11 protein-coding genes are annotated in these 16611 nt (G+C 42.3%); 7 read left to right on the forward strand and 4 right to left on the reverse strand.

Translation table 11 applies throughout. The annotated features are described in order from the left end of the window. Positions 1-337: 337 nt before the first annotated feature. Positions 338-1303 (reverse strand): DNA replication terminus site-binding protein, encoded by a 966-nt coding sequence (locus AC27EZ_RS13060; RefSeq protein WP_487135735.1) that lies wholly within the window; start codon positions 1301-1303, stop codon positions 338-340. Between the two features lie 1721 nt (positions 1304-3024). Here AC27EZ_RS13060 and AC27EZ_RS13065 point away from each other — a divergent pair. The 5 genes from AC27EZ_RS13065 (at position 3025) to AC27EZ_RS13085 (ending at position 10066) form a co-directional block, all read left to right on the forward strand. Further along, positions 3025-6195, forward strand: a complete 3171-nt coding sequence (locus tag AC27EZ_RS13065) for a TonB-dependent receptor (protein ID WP_487135736.1) — start codon at positions 3025-3027, stop codon at positions 6193-6195. Between the two features lie 158 nt (positions 6196-6353). Beyond that, positions 6354-7355 carry a sensor histidine kinase gene (locus AC27EZ_RS13070; protein ID WP_487135737.1) on the forward strand — a complete coding sequence of 334 codons (1002 nt, stop codon included), beginning with the start codon at positions 6354-6356 and terminating at the stop codon, positions 7353-7355. Then, on the forward strand, positions 7352-8044 hold the full coding sequence (locus AC27EZ_RS13075) for a response regulator (protein ID WP_487135738.1): 693 nt from the start codon (positions 7352-7354) through the stop codon (positions 8042-8044). The genes AC27EZ_RS13070 and AC27EZ_RS13075 overlap by 4 nt, the downstream gene beginning before the upstream one ends. A gap of 4 nt (positions 8045-8048) precedes the next feature. Next, positions 8049-8702 carry a potassium channel family protein gene (locus tag AC27EZ_RS13080; RefSeq protein WP_287009583.1) on the forward strand — a complete coding sequence of 218 codons (654 nt, stop codon included), beginning with the start codon at positions 8049-8051 and terminating at the stop codon, positions 8700-8702. Further along, entirely contained in the window at positions 8702-10066 is a 1365-nt protein-coding gene (locus AC27EZ_RS13085; RefSeq protein WP_487135739.1) for a TrkH family potassium uptake protein, read from the forward strand. The genes AC27EZ_RS13080 and AC27EZ_RS13085 overlap by 1 nt, the downstream gene beginning before the upstream one ends. 51 nt (positions 10067-10117) lie before the next feature. On the opposite strand, the gene AC27EZ_RS13090 is transcribed toward AC27EZ_RS13085, so the two are convergent. Next, positions 10118-10756 carry an RpiB/LacA/LacB family sugar-phosphate isomerase gene (locus AC27EZ_RS13090; RefSeq protein ID WP_487135740.1) on the reverse strand — a complete coding sequence of 213 codons (639 nt, stop codon included), beginning with the start codon at positions 10754-10756 and terminating at the stop codon, positions 10118-10120. 220 nt (positions 10757-10976) lie between these two features. On the opposite strand from AC27EZ_RS13090, the gene AC27EZ_RS13095 reads away from it, so the two are divergent. Together AC27EZ_RS13095 and AC27EZ_RS13100 are read left to right on the forward strand one after the other, a co-directional pair. Beyond that, positions 10977-13142: a multiheme c-type cytochrome gene (locus AC27EZ_RS13095; RefSeq protein WP_487135741.1), complete on the forward strand. Its 2166-nt coding sequence runs from the start codon at positions 10977-10979 to the stop codon at positions 13140-13142. A gap of 54 nt (positions 13143-13196) precedes the next feature. After that, the gene (locus AC27EZ_RS13100; protein WP_287009587.1) at positions 13197-13511 is read left to right on the forward strand and encodes a cupin domain-containing protein; all 315 of its coding nucleotides are present in this window, start codon (positions 13197-13199) and stop codon (positions 13509-13511) included. A gap of 80 nt (positions 13512-13591) precedes the next feature. Here the strand turns inward: AC27EZ_RS13100 and xylA are convergent, their stop codons facing one another. Together xylA and xylB are read right to left on the reverse strand one after the other, a co-directional pair. Continuing rightward, positions 13592-14911, reverse strand: coding sequence for a xylose isomerase (xylA, locus tag AC27EZ_RS13105; RefSeq protein ID WP_487135742.1), 1320 nt, complete (start codon positions 14909-14911; stop codon positions 13592-13594). A 74-nt stretch (positions 14912-14985) separates the two neighbouring features. Next, positions 14986-16446, reverse strand: coding sequence for a xylulokinase (gene xylB / locus AC27EZ_RS13110; RefSeq protein ID WP_487135839.1), 1461 nt, complete (start codon positions 16444-16446; stop codon positions 14986-14988). Between the last annotated feature and the right edge of the window lie 165 nt (positions 16447-16611).

Consider the following 16611-nt stretch of genomic DNA (forward strand, 5'->3'; position numbering starts at 1 on the left):
CTCGCCCGCTGCGCGGGCTGGGACGCAAACACGCAGGGCGGCTTCGCCATTATGCCCTACGTGCCTGCGCCCCTTATTTAAAAGTTATGACCATATACACGCTCTAGTTTATAACCTATGTATTTAGCCAAAAAAGTAGGCCATTTTCGACTAAACCAAGATACTTAGTTCTGGACATCCATCATATTGCGAGCACAACCGCCATCAAGCTCGGTTCCGACTTACCATTTTGGCGCCCTGAGTGTCCGTTCAAGTTGAACGCTGCGATGGTCCGTTGTTTGTCTAAACCGGACTCCTATGATTATCTTATTTAAGCTTCTGTTCACGTAAGTCAGCATTATGCAACTGTGCGCGCCCTGACGTCATTCTCTCGCTTTCTATCTGCCTCTGTAATTGGCCTCGTATATAGGTTCATGGCTTCATTGAGACATACCCACGCATGCCCCTGCCTATTTGCTTTCCGTTTTTGAGGCACATGAGCGCTTAAAGGGCGAATTGTTGGAGCATCCTCGTAATTACACAAAATAATGGGCTGAGCGGCATTGATTGTGTTGACCACCGGCTTTCCGTGCACGGCGCCGTAATACAAAGAGACATTGACCGATGCATTTCGTGTTTTTCGCACGTAAAAGCGATGGGAGTGTCGTGTATCGTCTATCTGCTGCGATAATGCCTTGAGCTGCTCATCATTGAGCCCAGAATTGCAGTTATAGAGATAGTGCTTGGCCCTATCAGGCAGTAAACGTTGGTCTGCGTTCTTGTAAGCCCAATAGAAGTTCACGCTTTTAAGCGCGGTATCCGTATCAGGGCGACAGTTGATCACATCGATATGCCGATAGAGCTGATAAGAGATAATTTCAGCCCCACGGTGTTGGTGCAAAAACTCATGCTTCTGCAGGTGATTACGACGGTGGGCGCCCGTAACAGGGTCAACATCTTGCACACACTGTTTAATCGCTGTTTTGGTGCTGTTAATGGCAACGATAGTATCAATGACGTCGTCATGGTTCTCTAATAAAAGAATACCAGGGAACTTACCCGCCACACGGCCTGAAATATCCCGAGAAGGACGATGAAAACATTGAAGGGCATTCAAGCAACGCATTTGTGCCTGCACATTGAACCTATCCCGATGCCCGAGCATCAATTCACCGGCAGAGAAAGCTTTGAAGTCCTCTTTTGTGACGTCGTCAATATCCGCAAAGTAAGCCGAGGGTGATAACCGCATAGCACTATACAGCGACTCGTATAAATCATCTAATGTAGTGAGCAGGCTAGTAAAGCGCGCAAAATCATTCACCATGTCCACGTCCTATTCTCAATCAAACATATCTCTATTGTATTATATTTACAGACCACCTTCATATAAAAACACCAATAAAACCCACCCGCGACAGCTCAAACCTGGCATCAACCTTGAAACCCGCCCTGCCGACCAGCCGAAGGCGCGCGCGAGTTGAGCAAAAGGGGCACCTCGGTGGTGGATGAGGGACTCCTTTCTTGGGGATACCTACTTGAAGGTGGTCTGTAATGTCACTAGTTATGTTTTATTTTGTATGGAATGATCATTATTTGGAGTGTGGTCAGTAGCCGTGATTGCAATAGAAAAAGTAGGCGCATGTACTCGAAATCTAGTTAATTTCGTTATGCGTCGTGAAGCCTTAGGACTATCTGCATGATACACATCATACCCGTTTGTGGCTGTGGAATTTTAACTTCTACTCTCACTCTTTCAATTTTTGAAGAACTAACTGAGGGAATTTTCCCTTTGTTTCAATTTTTGAAGAACTAACTGAGGGAATTTTCCCTTTTTTTCAATTTTTGAAGAATTAACTGAGGGAATTTTCCCTTTTGTTTCAATTTTCGAAGAATTAAGCTCGTATTGTTTCAATTCTTGAAGAATTAAGGCTTCTTTGCTTCAATTTCCGAAGAATTAAGGGCTCGCTTGCACTTTTTTTATGCTACTACTCATTCCCAGAATAATATTTTCAATTATATTTATTGACTTTTAGATTTTTCCTGGTTTCGCATTATTTCAATCGCTAGTTAACGCGTTTCACACTAATGCTTTTTTGCATTAAAAACCACCATGTTCTATGTCTTTACCTTCTCAATTTTCGGATTTTAAAATTCACATTTTTTCTACATCATTTCTTTGTAATACCAGACCATTTTCGGACGATTTTGACCAAATTCGCAAACCCGCATACCTACCCCAAGGTACTTAGGGTATTTTCCACTGACGTTTATCAATTTTTAGTTCCTGAGCTTAACGCTTTCGCTCTTTAAAAAGGCCAGTTAAAAAGTTTTATATTATTGCCTATTCATGCTGCTTTATGCATAAATCACAACGTGACTTAGCAAACCCCGAATTCATCTAAACAAAAGCGACTCTTGGCCAGCTCCGCTCCCCCGTATCTGAAAAAGATTATTTGAAGTTTTCTATAATGATTAATAAAAATCTTGACTGGAAAAATCGTGCTATGTAGAGCTTCTGTTGTTACCGACCATGTAAAACTGAGCTGCTCACGCCAAACCGTTGTGCGAGAAATTTCATTAATTTACTATTCACAAAGTGATATAGCCTAATCAAATCGTCTTAACAAACATGAGATTTATTGTCTTTATTAAAATAAAGTATGCAAATATCACACATAATTGTGTTTACACTTAAACGCTGATATTACTTTGTACTATTGACGCGCAAGGCGACTCTTTATGATTGATTATGACCACTTTAGCATAATACTTTAGTATAAATTATATGGGCACCGAAAAAACTAAATCGCTGATTTTAAATCAAATAAAAACAATAAACTCTCTCTTACATATCGCAAAACCACTTCATTCCTTTCTTTTACGCCCATTAATACTCACCATAAGATTAATAAATAGTATGTTTTTCGTTAAAAATGATGACAAATGACTTGTTTTGATTGTTTCATGTGGTTACTATGGTTTCACAAAGATTTAACAATACATTTAAGAAGCACACTTAAATCACACAACAAAGAGAATGGGTCTATGCAAAACACAAGATCAAATATCAATAGAAAGCTGCTGGGCAATACAGCTGCACTATTATTAACCATTAGCTCTCCTACATTGCTTGCGCAAGAAGTTAACACTGCGGTCAATAATGCACAGCAAAACACTGATAAAAAACAGCAAGAAGAAACCTTAGAAGTTATCGAAGTCACCGGCGTCAGAGCGTCTCTTGAAGATGCACTTAATACTAAGCGTAATGCTGCATCAATTGTTGATGCAATCTCGGCCACCGATATAGATGCATTACCTGCTTTAGATTTTGGTGAAGCCCTTCAAGCAATTCCTGGTGTTCAATTGAACACTGATGAAGAGGGAAGACAAAGCACTATCAGCCTTCGTGGTTTAGGTAGTGGTTTTGTAAAAACAACGGCCATGGGCCAATCTTTTGCCACCCCATCAGGCGCATCAAATATCAATGCTGTGGGTGAGCCAAATCCATTCGCAGCTTTCGAGGCAAGCATTTTCGACGGTGTTACCGTTGTTAAAAGCCCCACAGCCGACCTTCAGGCAGGCGGTATTGCCGGTATCGTCGATCAGAAACTTCAGCAAGCTTTATCAAAGAAAGATGGTTCAGCATCAATAAGTGTTGGCGGTCGCTATGAAGACTTAACGGGTAATGTAGACCCGAACTTTAGGATCTCAGGTGTAAAACACCTAATGGACAATAAACTAGGTGTAGCTTTCAAGCTAGCTGGCTCGGGACAAACATTCAGACGAGACACCTTTGATATTGTCGATTACACATCTGTAGATACTGTAGACGGCGATGTTCGTGCCACCAATATTGCCGAGTATCGCGAGAAATGGGGCTTAGCGGAAGATGCTCAACTTACAGCACCCGCTCGCGCTCGAAACGTAAGCGAGTACAGTGATGGCGATAGAATTTCGTTCTCTGGTAATATCGAGTATCGCGTAAGTGAAAACTTTAAGCTTGGCGCACATTTACTGTTCTCAGAACGTGACTTAGCTGACGGAACGAAAGAAGCTTCAACTATCAGCCCAGGCTTTAACACTCGTCGTCGTGACAGAGATAACTTCGATGCTCGCGTAACGCTAGATATGGACACAGCACCGTTTGCATATGATAGAACGGCAGACGAAGAAGGCGCTCCATTAGTTTATGCCGTGTCTAATTACGACTTTACAGATGGTTCTCTTCAAACAGAAAACCGTAAGACTACCTTTAGAGAAAAAACCGAAGGTATTATCCTTTACGCTGATTACTTCACCGACGATTGGGCTTTCGACGGCACAATTACACACTCTGAAGCTAGCAATGAGTTCCAAAATGTTGGCTTTACTTTCTTAACTGACCAAGACTGGCGTGACTCTTTCAATTTTACAGACGCTGATGGTCGTAGAAATGGCTTAGACAGCGTTCCTACGGGCTTTAACGGCTCTATCAACTCAGGTAATGGCAACTTAGACAATATCTTTGTTCAAGGCCAATACGACCAACCATATGTCTTTAATGACTTGGTATGGCAGGTTCCAAATTTAAGCTCGTCAAGTGTAAACTCAGTGTCTGATGCAAACCAAGGCAGACGCCTATCGTTTAGAATTACAGGCCGCGTTCGAGATTTATCTAGAGAAGTAAGCAGTGCTGAATTTAACGCAGAGCGCTTCGTTGATTTTGGTTTAGGTGACGCACTTAACTTTGAAACTATAAAATTTGGCGCGAGATTTTCAAGAGAGTCTCTTGAGAGTATTGACCAAAGACAAGGTTTAGCAGGCGTCGATACAAGCAATATCTCTGATGCATTCTTAACCGATAATATATTGTCTTCAGAGCAAGGTGATTACTTTGGCGGAAATATCCCTGGTACATTTGATAACACGTCAGGTTGGTTAACAATCGACAATGCGCTAGCTTTAGAAATGTTACAGGAAGGCATCGAGACCGATGTCAATAACATCCCAACAGCAACATCTTTTAGCACCCCATTTGCAGGTTTAGAGCGAAATAGAACTGGATTTTGGGATCAGCAGGATAGAAATAGCGGATTACCGATTAATCTTGGTTTTAATTTTGGCGCAGACCAAGATATCTTGGCAATGTATGTTATGTCAGACTTTACCGGTGAACTAGGATCCGTTCCTTATCGAGGTAACATTGGCGTTCGCCATATTCAAACCGACAACACGTTTGATGGATTTGAAACCCAAGTGGACGCCCAAGGTCGAAATGGTATAGCAGCGCCAGTTACCTTTGAAGACGACTATCAACATACGCTGCCTATGGCAAACATTACTTTCGAAGTTCATGATGATGTGTTGTTAAGAGCTGCATACTATGAGGGTATTGTTCGTCCAAACCTACTTGCACAGCGCCCTACAGCAGCTTTGCGCGGGGGCAATCAATCGGTTAGCTTAGACCTACCAACAGCAACGGTTCGTCCTTATGAAGCAAAAAACTATGACCTATCGTTAGAGTGGTACAACCGTGAAGGTAGTGCAATCTCTGTAGGTTATTTTAAGAAAGAGATAACGAACTTGTTTGATTCTGAACAAGGATTCTGCCCTGATCCAGGTACAAACCCAATTGTGGATCGCTTACTTGGCGACATAGAGCGTACACCTGGAACTAATGGCCGAGAGTTTGGTTGTATTCAAACGACACCTATCATCGATGATGACGGTAATGAGAACTTGAGAGAAGTAAATATCACTGCTCCTATCAATATTTCAGATACAATTACCGTTACAGGCTATGAAGTTGCAATCCAGCAGAAGCTTGATTTTCTGCCGTATCCTTGGAATGGCCTTGGTGGTGTATTTAACTACACAAGCTTAGACCAAGAGGGAAGTGAAATTGAGTTAACGCGTGTATCGCCTGAATCTTTCAATGTTATAACCTATTGGGAAAATGACGGTATAAGTTTACGTTTATCGTACAACTGGCGTGACGACCAAACGCTGAGAGGCGCTAACTCTTTCTTAGGTACTAATGCTCGTACCAGAAAAGCGATAGGCCGACTGGATTTTGTAGGCCAATATAAGCTTAACGATAAAACTAAGTTGTTCTTACGCGCTTTCAACTTAACAGATGAAGTTGGTGAGGAATTCTTAGGAACAGACGAGCGTGCTATTAGCCGTCTAACTTATACAGGTCGTATCTATCAATTAGCTGTTAACTACAGATTCTAATCTGTACCAACTATAGTTGGCTTGGGCTCAGGCCCTCGCCAACTTTACTATTTCCTCAATAATCTTCAAAACTTTTACGCAAATTTTACGCGTTTTCATTCTCCTTCCCTGATACATTTAACGCACTAATTTTTATTAACAACTACTGAATAATATGTATGCGTGATATCGCAGTAACAAGTGCCATTATGGTATTCGCTGTTCTGGCAAGTTGGCTATTAAGCAGCTTATTTTTGCCGATGGGTGGAACGCTACTCATACTACAACTCGGCAGCGTTGCCTGTGCGACTTTGTTTTCTCGCTTTAATGGTATGTTAGCGGCTTTCTTTGGCGCTTTGAGCTTTAACTTTTTCTTCACCGAACCTTTGTACTCTGTTCGAATGACCAATGCAGACGATGTCGTTAATATGGCAACGTTTATTATCGTCGCTATTCTGACAAGTGAGTTAACAGCGTTTTATAAGAAACAACAAACCGCGCTTCGCAAAGCACAATTACAGGCAAATGTACTTCGGTCAGTTTCACATGATTTACGTACTCCCCTCTCCTCAATTATCGGCTCTATGGAAACACTAGACTCTTACTATCACTCATTATCTGACGAAGATAAACGTGAATTGATAACGGGCAGTATCTACGAGAGCAAACGACTACATGCCTATGTCGAAAACATTCTTCAAGCTACAAAAATACAAAGCGATTTGTTAATAGCGGGAAGAGAGAAGATAAGCATTTCCCTTGTAGTTAATAATCTATTAACTCGGTTTAATACCGAGCGAATCTCAGTTAACTTTACGCATACCAATGAACATATCATTGTCAGCCCAACGCTCTTGGAACAGGCTTTATTTAATGTATTAGACAATGCGCTTAAATTCAGTAGCGAAGTAGTAGAAGTGACAATTAGCAACGATGCGAAAAGCACCTATTTTTCTATCGAAGACTCGGGCATTGGCCTCAAAAATGGTGATACTGAATCACCTTTTCTCTTGTTCTCTTCTTCACGTAATGGTGATGTTGGAAAAGGCGGTATTGGTCTTGGGCTCAATGTTGCTAAAGGAATAGTCGAAGCCCACAAAGGAACCCTCACGTTACAAAATCTAGATCCAGGCTGCGGTGCCATACTTTCTATACCCAATTTAAGTGAGCAATCTTCATGAGTACAGTTCTCATTGTTGAAGATGAACCGCACATTCGCAGAATGATAAGCATCGCGCTAAAGGTAGAGGGTTTTATAGCCAAAGAAGCGCTGAATGTGAGGGAGGGGCTAGCAATCGCTCTGAGAGAGAAACCAGCGTTAATAATACTAGACCTTGGTTTACCAGATGGTGAAGGCAAAGAAATATTAACCCGAGTTAGACAGACCAGCAGCGTACCTATTTTAGTTCTATCAGCGCGGCATTCTGAGGATGACAAAGTAGACCTCTTAATGGCAGGGGCAAATGATTATGTGAGTAAGCCATTCAGTATCAAGGAGTTGGTTGCCCGTATTAAGGTATTACTCCGGGACATAATGCCAGTTATTCCTGATGCAGAACGTATAAGGCACTTTCAGGACCTTACGCTGGACTTGAATAGTGGTGTATTGGTACTAGGCAGTGCCCAAGTTTCGCTTACTCCAAAAGAGCTATTGTTAATGGATATTTTAACGAGGGAAGTGGGTGTTTTCGTCAATCAAACGGTGCTTATACGTACTATTTGGGGCATTCACAATAGCGAAGATACCCATTATGTGAGAGTGCTCGTAAGTCATTTACGAAAAAAACTCTCAACACTTAGCAAAGACCAGTTTGCAATAGAAACCTCCGCGGGCCACGGCTACCGCTTTTTGTTTAATCAATCGGAGTAAACTTATGGCACATTTTACGGTAATAGGGTTAGGGCGTTTTGGGTTAACAGCGAGCATTGAGCTTATACACATGGGGCATACCGTTACGGGAATAGATAAAGACGAGAAGCTCGCTGAACAATACGCAGGACAACTTACTCAGACGCTTATATGTGATGTTACCGATGAGAGAGCATTGAAAGAGCTAAATCTCTGCCAAAGTGAAGCCGTACTTGTGGCAATAGGTGAAGATATGCAGGCCAGCTTATTGTGTACACTCCACGTTAAAAACTTGGGCGTAAAAGATATTTGGGTTAAAGCAAATACTGCAGCGCACCATACCATTCTCTCTAAATTGGGGGTTACTCGAATTGTGCACCCGGAGGAAGAAATGGGCGCGCGCGTTGCGCAGGCATTAAATTACCCCATGGTAAGTGACTACCTCAGCGTTGGTCATGGGAACTATATTGTAGACGTACACCTTCCCTCAACTTTCCAACCCATAAGTCTAGAACAGATAGTTAAAGGGTTTGAGCATTCAATTCATTGTTTATTACTCAAGCGTGAGCAAGAAGTGAAAAAGTCCCCCCCTTCATCTTTTATTGCCCGTGAGCACGATACGCTTATTTTATTTGGCCCTAAAGAAGCCCTAGTCAGAATTGCTCCAAGGTTGAAGTAATGACACGTTGGAATTTACAAAGCCGCCCATTAACAAGAAAAGCGAAAAGTGCTTATAAAATACAGGCAGCTCCGCCTCTCATTTTATCGTTGAGTTTTTTGGGGGTGATAATAATGGGTACTTTACTGTTGCTGCTGCCGGGCATGACAACACAACCTATTTCTTTTTCTCAGAGCCTATTTACTGCGACTTCTGCAGTAACGGTTACAGGGTTAGTCGTGGTTGATACCGGAACGGTATTCACATCAATGGGCCTTACCGTCATCGCCTTTTTGATTCAAATAGGTGGGCTTGGCTTGATGACCTTCGCTGTGGTTACCTTAATTGCGCTTGGCAGCAAGATTTCATTTTTACAACAATCTGCTATCAAAGAGGCGTTTAACCAAACAGACCTATCTACTCTTGTCTCTACCGCAAAGTCAGTACTTTTATTTGCACTAGTTATCGAATTGGTAGGCTTCACTATTTTGTCCTTGTTTTGGCTACAGTCAAAACCAATAGGAGAAGCACTATTTCACGCATTTTTTTACACAATTTCTGCGTTTAATAACGCCGGCTTTGCACTTAGCGACGATAGCCTTTCCTTCTATGTAGGAAACCCTGTGATTAATCTCACTATAACTGCCTTATTTATTATTGGTGGTTTAGGCTTCTCCGTGTGGATAGATTTAAACAAAAAGCGAGCATGGCAAACCCTATCCGTTTACAGCAAACTAATGATTAGTAGTACTATTATCATAAATGGCGTCGCTCTCATTCTGATTTACCTTATCGAAAAAGATAACCCAAACACCCTTGGGCCTTTAAACAGCACGTCAAAATTATGGGCGGCATGGTTTCAAGCCGTAACGCCGCGCACCGCAGGTTTCAACACCATTGATATCAGTGCTCTTGAAGACGCAACAACATGGCTAACTTTGCTGCTTATGTTTATAGGTGGAGGGTCAATGAGTACGGCCAGCGGAATTAAGCTCGTTACTTTTGTGGTGCTTATCATGTCAGCCTATAGCTACTTGCGCCGTGACCCATCGCCATCAGTATTCGGAAGATCGCTGTCTAGCGAGACCAGAGGAAAAGCTTTAGCACTCGCCCTTCTTTCAACCGCAGTATCTTGGATTGCGATATTCATCCTATCAATAACCGAAAACGCTGATTTCTTAGATGTGGTTTTCGAGGCAATTTCTGCTCTCGGTACGGTGGGGCTGTCTAGAGGATTAACAGGTAACTTGTCTGACGCGGGTACGGTCGTAATTATCTTCTTGATGTTTATAGGCCGCTTGGGACCGCTAACCATTGCTTATTTTCTGGCTAGTCCTCGCAATGTAACAATTAAATACCCAAATACTACTATTCCCGTGGGGTAACATACGCATTGAAAGGCGCCTAATGGCGCCTTTCACGCTTTAAACCAGTAGTTAAGAAACTAATGCTTTAACATATGACTTTATTGATTCATTTTTACCATTTTCAAAAAGACATTGTTGAAAACGCTCTCCAGATACAGCAACTTTCACAAGCTCTTGGTCAATTTTCTTCAACGTATCCACATAGTCGTCGCTCGACAACGCCGCTTTTAAGTCAGCTAAAATCGCTGCATTGCGAACCTGAGGTTCTTTTCTTTCTACCGGGTATCCAGCGCCTCGCTCACCAGTTAATGCTTTCTCGAAGATATAACGGGCATTAAGCTCTGCTCCCCAGCCAAAACCTTTCGCAAAGGGAAGTGCTAATGCATTACCGTTGTTAACTTGGTTGAACAAGAATGCATCAGAAGGGTCAATACAGTAACCGCAAAAAACACCTGGTTGTGCATTTAAAGACATCAGAGCGCCTTGCCCAGTGCCACATCCAGCAATAACGAAGTCTACTGCACCAGAGTTAATTAACGCTCCGGCCATGATACCCAAATGCACGTAGGTAAGATGATGATCGGTTTCACTGTTCATCCCCACATTGTGTACGCTATGACCTAAGGAATCCGCAACAGACTCTAACTCTTTAAGGATCACAGGGTTCTTTGATGCTTGGCTGTTTTCCATCATTAATGCAATCTTCATGACTACTCCTGAATAAATTTGAAATACATAGCAAGCATAACATCTTTTACGGTCATTAATAAGCAAACACGATGAAATCATGCATGCAAATTTGCTTTATAAAAAAATTCAACAATCGAAAAAACGTTTGGCCCGCAGCGAGGTTAATCAATTGTTAGCATCCACACTCTTAGCATGATATTTTATGATTGGATATAATCGTTTTTGGCGCCAATAATTAATGTTTCCACGACTCTTATTACTTATTCTCACAAGTATTGTATTTAATGCCTTCGCTAGTGAGGCTGAACAGTGTGGCTCTTGTCATCAAGAGCAATTATCTGACTGGCTAACATCGGATCATAGTAGAGCCATGGATGTAGCCTCAGAAGCAACGGTAAAAGGTGATTTCGACAACGCTGTGTTTGAGCATTTCAATCAAAAAGCGACTTTTTTCAAGCGCGACGGCAAGTTCTTTATAAGATTTGAAGAAAATGAGCAAACTACAAACTATGAAGTGAGTTACGTATTTGGTCACTACCCTCTTCAGGAATATCTCATCAAAACTGAACGCGGAAAAATGCAAGTATTCCCTTTTGCATGGGATTCAAGAGAGGGATCAAATGGTGGCCAAAAGTGGTATCCCATATATCCCGATGAAGAAATTAGTCAGCAAGATAGATTACATTGGTTGCAGCCGTTACAAAATTGGAACGGAATGTGTGCAGACTGCCATTCATCAGGCTTACAAAGAAACTACGACAGTGAGAGAGATTCCTTTGAAACAGTGTGGAACGAGGTGAATGTTTCTTGCCAATCATGTCATGGCAATCTTGATGAGGGCCACTATGGCAAAAAAGAAACGCCTCATTCAGCGCTAACTAAAAACGAACAAAAAAATATCGGTAATTGGCTTTTAGGTGAAGGTGAAGGTGAAAAAATTGCTTCATGGAATGGACCCAAGCGCGACAACAGTTTTATGGATAGTTGTTTTGCATGCCATTCACTTAGAGCACCACTTACTGATGGAATAACGCCATCAAAGCCTTTCTTGTCACAATTTAAGCCTGCTTTGTTAACTACTCCCCAATACCACGTTGATGGACAGATTCAGGATGAAGTTTACGTCTATGGCTCTTTTCTGCAAAGCAAAATGTATGAGGCCGGGGTGAACTGCAATGATTGTCACAATCCTCATACTGCAAAAGTGAAAGTAGAAGGCAATGGCCTTTGCTTGCAGTGCCATAAAGCGTCGGAATTTGATAACGTTAAACACCATCGTCACGAACCAGATACCGAGGGTTCACAATGCATTAGTTGTCATATGCCAACGAATACCTACATGGGTGTTGATAAAAGACGAGATCACAGCTTTCATATACCGGCACCTAGTGTCAGCGAAAAATTCGATACGCCGAACACATGTAATAGCTGTCATGAAGATAAGAGTACAAAATGGGCTAAAGAGAGCTTAGTCAAATGGCATGGCGCTCCAGCCTCTCCTCATCCTGCCCAAATGCAATACATGCTATTACTTAGTGGTGAACGATTAACGCCAAATCGCCATCTTGCGTTAGCAAAAAATACATCACTGCCTGCCATTAAAAGAGCTACCGTTGTATCTTTATTGCCCAACACTCTTCAGGCATTACCGTACAATTACGCCAAGGTACTCGCGTCTGACAATAGTCCGTTAGTGAGATTGGCCTTTGCAGATGTTTCTTTTTTAGTGGACAAAAACAAAAGGCATCAACTTCTAGAGCCTCTTTTAAACGACCAATTTAAAGCAATCCGCATCGCCTCAGCAGAGCAACTAATCGCATTAGGAGGAGTGTCACTTATCTCTACCAATGTGTTAAGCGAAATGTCAGAAGCATCCGAGCAAGCCCTTTGGCGAGGCGAAGGCAATTTAAATGCAAGCTTAGTGTATGTGAACGCGGGAAACTTTGATAAAGCAAAGGAACTCCTTCAAGCCGGCATTAGCAAAGACCCTTTCTTTGAGCCAAATTACATTAACTTGGCCAATCTTTATCGTTCATTGGGAAAAGAACACGTAGAAGCCTCCACACTCAAAAACGGCCTCAAAAATAATCCACAATCAGCGTTAGTAAATTACGCTGAAGGTATGCGATTGATAAGAGCTCAAGATATAGAGACTGCAGTTATCCACCTTACAAGAGCCAATGAGCTCGAGCCGCGTAATAGCAATTATTTGTACATTTTGATTTTGGCGCTAGACAAAGCGGGCAACACTCAACGTGCCGTAGAAATCCTGAAAGACAAAGTCAAAGCGGTGGATAACCAATTTGAATTACTCCAACTCGGCCTCAACTTTTCTCAAAAATTAGGGCTTCGAATTGAATACACACATTTTCAAAATGAATTAAAGAAGGCTCAAAGCAAATGATTCGCGCAATTAGGGCGTGTTGATAAATTTAACATTATTGAAAGGAGAAACTGAATGTCTGAAAAGTTAGGTGTAGTTGAAGATATGGGCGGCGGTATCAAGCGCCAAATACTTGCTTATAACGACGATGCTATGGCCGTTAAAGTATGGTTTGAGAAAGGCGCAGAGGGTTATGCTCACAGCCACCGTCATACCCAAATTGTGTATTGTGAGGAGGGTGAGTTTAACTTCATCATTGGGGGTGAATTAAAAGTATTAAAAGCCGGTGATAGCTGCGCTATCGATCCGCATGTTGAGCATGGTACAACAACTGAAACAGGCGGTATTCTTATCGATATGTTTAGCCCAATGAGAGAGGATTTTTTGTAAGAATGTGACGCATAGCGACATTTTCTTCCCCTCATAAAAAAAAGCTGCAAAATTGCAGCTTTTTTATTATTAAAGAAATCTTATTTGTAAATGATCTGATTCACAATATTCTCTAAACCCTCTTGCCTTCCCGAGACGGGCTTAGGATCTAACGATTTCTGCTTACTGTGCTCTGCTAGAGACTCTAAAGACATATTTCCGTCAAGGATTTCTCGTCCAAACACCGAGTTCCATTGTGCATAACGTTTCTTAACATTATCGCCTAGCACGTCATTTGAAATGAGTTCGTGAGCTTTCTTTAACCCTAATGCACAAGTATCCATACCGCCTATGTGACCTAAAAACAGATCTTCTGCGTCTAGGCTTTGACGTCTAAGCTTCGTATCAAAGTTAAACCCGCCTGATGTATAACCGCCGTTCTTGAGAATTTCGTAGCAAATGAGCGTCATTTCCTCCACTGAATTTGGAAACTGATCAGTATCCCAACCTAGTTGGGCATCACCGCGATTCGCATCAATTGAACCAAAAATATCAAGTGCAAATGCAGTCGCTACTTCATGATGGAAAGAATGCCCAGATAACGTTGCGTGGTTTGCCTCAATGTTTACCGCAAACTCTTTCTCTAAACCGAACTCTTTTAGGAAGCCATAAACGGTGGCAGTATCATAGTCATACTGATGTTTAGTAGGCTCTTGCGGCTTAGGCTCAATGAGCAGTAAACCATCAAAACCAATTTTATGTTTATGCTCAACAACCATATTCATGAAGCGCCCTAACTGCTGACGTTCTCGCTTTAAATCGGTGTTTAAAAGAGTTTCGTAACCTTCACGTCCCCCCCACAATACGTAGTTAGCACCACCAAGTGCTTTCGTCGCATTCATCGCGTGATACACCTGGGTAGCAGCGCGAGTAAATATTTCAGGATTCGGGTTGGTAGCCGCACCAGACATATAACGTGGATGGCTGAATACGTTTGCAGTACCCCATAAAAGCTTCATTCCCGTTTCTTCTTGTTTACGACCTAACACTTCAGTCATCTCTGAGAAGTTTCGAATATAGTCTTGCACTGAATCACCCTCAGGAGCAACATCAATGTCATGGAAGCAGTAAAAAGGCACGCCAAGCTTTTCAAAAAATGAAAAAGCAGCATCTGCTTTTTGTTTGGCTCTCTCCATTGGATCGCCAGCAGCAAGCCAAGGACGATTAAATGTTGCTCCACCAAATACATCGGCACCGTCCCAACAGAAGTTGTGCCAATAGCAAGCGGCAAACCGAAGATGCTCTTCCATTGTTTTCCCACCAATGACCTCTTCAGGGTTATAGTGCTTAAACGACAAAGGATTCGTCGATTCAGGCCCTTCATAGTTAATTTTAGGGATACTTTCGAAATAGTTTTTCATCATTTTTTCCTTTTTTGTACGCGCTGTGACGCTACGTATCGGATTTTTTTGAATTTTTGACTCTTAACCCGCTTTCAGGAAAAGAATGTTTCAACGGCGTAATACAGTTCTCTAAACTTTTGTCGCTTATTAAGATAAGTAGCATGAACGTGGCTGTTCGGCGTGTAAGTTGCTTCTAAGGTGGGCTTGAAGCACACATCAGATACACTTAAATTAGAATTTGCTGCTAGCTGTGCTAGACGCGCGGCACCTAAAGCCGGGCCAACATCTCCGCCTTCACGATATTCCAGCTCATAACCACTGATATCGCTAAGTAGCTGACGCCAAAATGTGCTTTTCGCGCCTCCACCGATAAGGCTAATAGAGGTTGCAGCAACGCCACTTTGATGCACGGCATCAATGCCATCGGCAAGGGCCATAGACACTCCCTCTATCACCGCTCTCGCCATATGCACGCGTTCAGTCGATGCAGATAAACCAAAGAAAGCAGCTTTAGCCGATGGGTTGTTGTGAGGTGTTCTTTCGCCAGTGAGATACGGTAGAAACACTGGAGTTTGAGTGTCTAAGTGACTAGTGTTCGCCTGCACGTCTTCAATCATGGTGGCAACGTTGTTATAACCGCTCTGATTTGCATACCAATCTAAGCAACTTGCTGCGCTGAGCATTACCGACATCATATGCCAACGATTTGGAATAGCATGGCAAAAGCTATGAACCGCTTGGGCAGTATTTACGGTAAACCGGTCTGTAACGGCAAAATAGACACCTGAGGTACCAAGCGACAACATAGCGTGTCCAGGTTCATAAATTCCGCAACCGATTGCGCCTGCCGCATTGTCTCCTGCCCCACCTGCGAGAATCACATTCTGCATTCCCCATCGAGTCTGGAGAGCATCTTTTAGGTTCCCTGTAGCACTATTTCCTTCATAAAGAGCAGGCATGTTGTCTACATTTAGGCCACACGCTGATAACAGCTCTTCATCCCACGTGCGAGATTCAGTATTTAGCCACATCGTCCCTGCCGCATCAGACATGTCAGAACCAAACTCTCCAGAAAGTTGATAACGCAAGAAATCTTTAGGAAGAAGGACCTTGCTAATTTTAGTGAAGACCTCAGGCTCATTCTTTTTCACCCAAAGTACCTTCGGGGCTGTGAAACCAGCCATAATTAGGTTCCCCGTGCGGACAGAGGAATCTGGCACTAAGGTACTGAGCTCCTCACACTCTTCTACGCTTCGACCGTCATTCCATAATATTGCAGGCCTTAAAACGTTTCCTTTATCGTCAAGTAATGTAGCGCCGTGCATCTGGCCGCTCAATCCAATTGATTTCACTTTTGATAAATTTTCTTCACTGCTTAATTCATCTAAGCAATCACACGTAGCTTGCCACCAGTCTTGAGGATCTTGCTCAGACCAAAGGGGATGGGGCATTGAGACACTCAAAGGTCGAGATACGGCTCTAACTACAGCTCCCGCATCATTCATTAACACCGTTTTTACACCAGAAGTGCCTAAATCTATTCCTACGTACATCATCTTGTCTCATACAAATAAGAGCTTATGAACAGATGTTGATTACTAAAAGCGTTTATATCAATTACGAAATTTTGTAATCGTTTTGTTAATTACCACATACTGGTTTAGTATGCTTAAAACTAATAAACATAATAGTTATTACGTAATTTGTTTATACGTGGG

It is taken from the genome of Alteromonas sp. 4NH20-0056, from assembly GCF_057539655.1.